Here is a 5,032-nt window from a genome sequence, read left to right as displayed (position 1 = left end):
AAAAAGTCTCGCCATTGCGAGGATCGATGAGCCGATAAACATAGTTCTGCAGCTTATCAATTACTTCGGGCGGAAATTTATCCAAAAGAACCTCTCGTGGCTTCGGTATGCAGCAGCTCTAACGCCTTGGCTTTGCGGCGCACCGGAGCGCCAGCGTAGGAGCGTCCGACAACAGCCATTTGTTAGAGCATGGCCCTATTTCCATGTGTATCGAATAGGGTTGGCTGTGCCGAAGCGGTATTCATCGGGTATTCGCCGCCCAACATACATGCTCCATATTTCAGGCGGTGCTTCACGACCGCTGAATCCCAGTCTTCCAGGTCGATCAGGGCGGCCCGGGAAATTATCGCTTTTAGCTTCCATCCATTTTTCAGGAATGTACGCGCCGCGAATAACTCCCTTTTCAGATGCGAGAACAACTTCTGTTTCTTTCGCCCGTCTTTGACTGAGCTTCCAGGCATATCTTGTGGCTTCATAGAGCGGGCGTTCGGACGCACTTCTATTTACACTGATCAAAAGCGCCCGATGCTCAAATACCGCCGGCTTAGCGAGATACTCCCGAACAATCTCATCCGCATGCATTGCACCACGTTCACCGCTCTCTTCCCCACCCATCACGTTTGTGAGCCCTGGATACGCATCAATAAGTGCAGCTTCTACCTCTTTCGCCACGGATGGCTCCATTCCGTGCCGATGCACGACATGGGCAACTTCAAAGCCTGCAAGACGGATTTCCCTGATTCGTCTCAACTTATCGCCAACTTCGTCTGATTCTTTCCCCAACTCGTCACGAATGTGGGAATAAAGACGGTTGCCAACACCGCGACCAACGTAAAAAGTCTCGCCATTGCGAGGATCGATGAGCCGATAAACATAGTTCTGCAGCTTATCAATTACTTCGGGCGGAAATTTATCCAAAAGAACCTCTCGTGGCTTCGGTATGCAGCAGCTCTAACAGTGATTGGACTGCACGTCCTGATATTGGATGAATGCACCTGCTCGTTCAACAATCTTCGCCAGCATGCTTCTTCTCCCCTAACCTATTGATTTCTCGAGAACTTAAGTATAGCTAGGCCACCCATGCAGAATTCGCGCGCTTGCGCGTTTTGCCGGAACCAATAATACTGTATGCATATCCATATCAAGAGGGAGCTGCCGTATGGATACGCAGACCAGACCGCCAAAGCTGATGGAGAGTGTGAAGGCCACCCTGCGGGTGAAGCGCTACAGCCCGCGTACCGAGAAAACCTACTGCTACTGGATACGCTACTTCATTCGCTTCCATGGCGTGCGCCATCCAGCCAGCATGGGAAGCTCCGAGGTGCATGCCTTCCTGGAGCACCTTGCGGTGGAACGCCAAGTGGCAGCCGCCACGCAGAACCAGGCGCTGAATGCTATCGTCTTCCTCTATCGCCATGTTCTCGAGCAGCCCTTGGGAGAGATCGGTGAATTCTCGCGCGCCAAGCGCCCACGCCGGTTGCCAGTGGTGCTATCCCACGAGGAAGTGATGCGCGTACTGGGCCACCTTTCTGGCTCCATGTATCTGATGGGTACATTAATGTACGGCTCAGGGCTGCGGCTCATCGAAACATGCCGCCTACGTGTCCGGGATATCGATTTCGAACGTCAGGTTATTACGGTGAGAGCTGGCAAGGGCGACAAGGACAGAACCACCCTGCTCCCTGCGACCTGTATTCCCGCCTTGCAGCATCAAATCTCCACGGCCAAACAGCAACTTGACTATCGCCTGCATCATGGCCGCGTACCGGTGACGCTACCCCACGCGCTGGATCGCAAGTACCCGAATGCGGGCATCTCCTTGGCTTGGCAGTGGCTTTTTCCTGCCACCCGGCCCTGCTGCGATATGGATGGCAAGGTTGTTCTCCACCATATCCACCCATCGGCAGTGCAAAGGGCGGTCAGACACGCCATGCGAGCCGCATCACTTCCACGCCCCGGCTCCTGCCATACTCTGCGACACAGCTTCGCCACTCAATTGCTGAGCCAGGGAACGGATATCCGCACCGTTCAGGAATTGCTTGGGCACAAGAGCGTGGAAACCACTCAGATCTATACGCATGTGTTGGGCAAGGGCTTTGCCGGCGTGCGCAGCCCTCTGGGATAAGGGAAATCGAGGAATCCGGGCACGCTACCGCCAGGGAATGCCGGTCCCACCCTCCCTGGCGATTACAGGCCGCCTGCATGCCATCATCGGATAACGTAGGAATCCAATTCAGTGATCGAGGCATCCAGGGCTTTTTCTTACGAAAAGATTCGGCATTCGGCCACTGCATCAGTCAGTTTAGCCCCAACCTACCCCTTCTTCCGGGTAAATCCATGCGATCGGGCCGGGAGATTGACCCTGGTCCCATCAGTGTGGGCGATGGCTTACAGCATGTACGCCATTTCTTGCATGCCTTGGCAGCCAGCGTGCCAGGTGCGCTCTCTTTTGGCCTGGGGCGCTCTATAGCCCCAGCAGCCGCCGTGCCAGCGGCAGGAACAGCGCGGTGAAGATCCCCGTCAGGCTCATGCCGAGCGAGGCGAAGGCGCCGGCGGTGGGGCCGAGCTCGAAGGCGCGCACGATGCCCACGGCGTGGCCGTTCCCTCCCAGCGAGAAGCCGAGGATGCGCGGGTGTCGATCTTCAGCAGGCGGGCCTGCAGCGAGTCGAAGATGGTGGTCAGCACCCCGGTGATCAGCAGCCCGCCCAGCATCAGCGAGATCGAGCCGCCGATCTGCTCCACGATGCCGATGCTCAGCGGGGCGGTGCCGACTTGGGGCCAGCGAGGCCAGCACGATGGGCGGCGCCCCCTGCAGCCAGGCGGTGCATCACCTTGTTATAGGAGCAGTGGATGAGGCTAGGCGCCGCGCGAAGGGCAACGAAGAGCCAGGCGCCGACAGCCCAGTGGCCCGAACACGCCGCGGCCCGGCCTCGACCGGGAGCACTATGCCCTCGACCACCGCTCCCCCTTCTCCAGGGCCAATGTCATCACCCGCGGCATCGTCGGCGATATCCAGGGCGAGCCGGTGGTCGCCTCGCCGCTCTACAAGCCGCACTTCCGCCTCGCCGACGGCCAGTGCCTCGAGGAGGAAGGGGTCCGACTGCGCACCTGGCCAATCAGCTTCAAGGGCGAGGAGGTGTGGATCAAGGCCTGAGCGCATCTACCGGGACACCGAGGTGCCGCGCTGAGGAAGCGTTGATCTACTGCATTGCAGCATGCGCGTTTCGCGTCCATGCTGACATTACCGAATCGTGACGGTCCAATGACCATCACCATGACCAGAGGAGGTGAGCCAACGCGTTGAACGGAGTGGCACCGTCGGTGGCCTGTCATCCAATTGTCAACAGGCGCTGACAGTGTCGACATGGAGACGTCATCTACCCGACGTCCGTCCCGCGACATGAGGAGAGCTGCGCCGATGGTACGCATCGACAAGAAGGCCACCCGGCTGTACGTCCTGGACACCAACGTACTGCTGCACGACCCCGTCGCCCTCTACCAATTCGACGAGCACGAGGTGGTTATCCCGATGACCGTGCTCGAGGAGCTGGACAAGCTCAAGAACGGCGCCCGGGAGATCGCCCGCACCGCCCGCCAGGTCAGCCGCACCCTCTCGGACCTCACCGCCAACGTTGACCTCGAGCAGATCCACGAGGGCATCCCCATCCCGCGCCTGCAGGGCCCCTCGGGCCACCTGCGCCTGCTCTGCTATCCGGACCTGGAGCAGCTGGAGCCCCTCGGCGACAGCCCCGACAACCGCATCCTCGCCGAAACCTGCCGCCTGCACCGGGAGCGCCCCGACGCCTCGGTGATCCTGATCACCAAGGACATCAACCTGCGGGTCAAGGCCGCGGCGCTTGGCGTGCCGGTAGAGGACTACCTCAACGACCGCGCCTTCGACGACAGCGACGCCATGCTCGAGGGGGTGCGGGTCTACCCGGATTCGGGCAGCGAGCTGTGGAACGACCTGGCGCTGGACGTCCGCGTCGAGCGCCAGGATCAGCGGATGGTCTACCATCTCGCCGGCGAGATCCCCGTCGAGTGGCACCCGGGCCTGCTGGTGGCGGACAGCGACGACGAGGGCGGCTTCGAAGCCATCGTGCGCGAGGTGAGCGGGCAGCGCGCCCGCCTGGATCTGCTCACCAACTACCGCCACGGCGCCAGCGTCTGGGGCGTGCATGCCCACGACTGTCGGCAGAACTTCACCCTCAACCTGCTGATGGATGACGACATCGACCTGGTCACCATCGCCGGCAGCGCCGGCACCGGCAAGACCTTCATGACCCTGGCCGCCGCCTTCCAGCAGACCCTGGACACCAAGCGCTTCGAGCGCATCGTCTTCACCCGGGCGCCGATCTCCATGAGCGAGGACATCGGCTTCCTGCCCGGCACCGAGGAGGAGAAGATGTCGCCCTGGATGGGTGCCTTCCACGACAACATGGACAACCTGCTGCGCGACGACAACGGGGAATCCAGCTGGGACAACGGGGCCACCCGCCAGCTGCTCGGGGCCCGGGTGCAGATCCGCGCCCCGGGCTTCATGCGCGGCCGCACCCTCAACGACACCTTCCTGATCATCGACGAGGCGCAGAACTTCACCCCCAAGCAGCTCAAGTCCCTGGTCACCCGGGCCGGGCGGAACACCAAGATCGTCTGCCTGGGCAATGTCGGCCAGATCGACACCCCCTACCTCACCGCCAACACCTGCGGTATGGCGGCGCTGGTGCAACGCTTCCGCGACTGGCCCCATGCCGGCCATGTCACCCTGAAGAGCGTCGAACGCTCGCGCCTGGCCCTGGCCGGCGAGGAGCTGCTGTGACTGCCCTCGCCCGTTGCCTGCCTGACGCCCGCGAGGGCCTCAGGCGGCGCTGAACAGCAGCACCAGGGCGAGTCCCACGGCCACCGCCATCATCAGCACCGCGGCGTGGCGACGCAGCCACGCCTCGCCGCGGGACAGGCCACCAAGCAGGGCCATGCCATCGCGCTCCCGGGCCACCCACCAGGCCACCCAGGCCGCTTTCGCCACAACCAG

3 protein-coding genes and 2 pseudogenes are annotated in these 5,032 nt (G+C 61.5%); 3 read left to right on the top strand and 2 right to left on the bottom strand.

Annotated features, from left to right (window positions below; translation table 11 throughout):
• Positions 1-195 precede the first annotated feature (195 nt).
• The gene (locus J5F18_RS06895; RefSeq protein WP_346301541.1) at positions 196-918 is read right to left on the bottom strand and encodes a hypothetical protein; all 723 of its coding nucleotides are present in this window, start codon (positions 916-918) and stop codon (positions 196-198) included.
• 241 nt (positions 919-1,159) lie between these two features.
• On the opposite strand from J5F18_RS06895, the gene J5F18_RS06890 reads away from it, so the two are divergent.
• Positions 1,160-2,125, top strand: a complete 966-nt coding sequence (locus J5F18_RS06890) for an integron integrase (RefSeq protein ID WP_346301540.1) — start codon at positions 1,160-1,162, stop codon at positions 2,123-2,125.
• Positions 2,126-2,464: 339 nt separating this feature from the next.
• Here the strand turns inward: J5F18_RS06890 and J5F18_RS06885 are convergent.
• Positions 2,465-2,821, bottom strand: a pseudogene (locus J5F18_RS06885) (LrgB family protein); the annotation flags it as partial.
• Positions 2,822-2,938: 117 nt separating this feature from the next.
• Between J5F18_RS06885 and J5F18_RS06880 the strand changes: the two are divergent.
• Positions 2,939-3,154, top strand: a pseudogene (locus tag J5F18_RS06880) (nitrite reductase (NAD(P)H) small subunit); the annotation flags it as partial.
• Between the two features lie 264 nt (positions 3,155-3,418).
• Complete coding sequence (locus J5F18_RS06875) at positions 3,419-4,819, top strand: PhoH family protein (RefSeq protein ID WP_346301539.1); 1,401 nt, start codon at positions 3,419-3,421, stop codon at positions 4,817-4,819.
• Positions 4,820-5,032: the final 213 nt, after the last annotated feature.

Source organism: Halomonas sp. BM-2019, assembly GCF_017584085.1.
This window is presented reverse-complemented; position numbering and strand designations above follow the sequence as displayed.

Bases quoted from the DNA above. Each gene is read 5' to 3' on its own strand.
- J5F18_RS06890 (WP_346301540.1), top strand. From the start codon at position 1,160: ATGGATACGCAGACCAGACCGCCAAAGCTGATGGAGAGTGTGAAGGCC.
- J5F18_RS06875 (WP_346301539.1), top strand. From the start codon at position 3,419: ATGGTACGCATCGACAAGAAGGCCACCCGGCTGTACGTCCTGGACACC.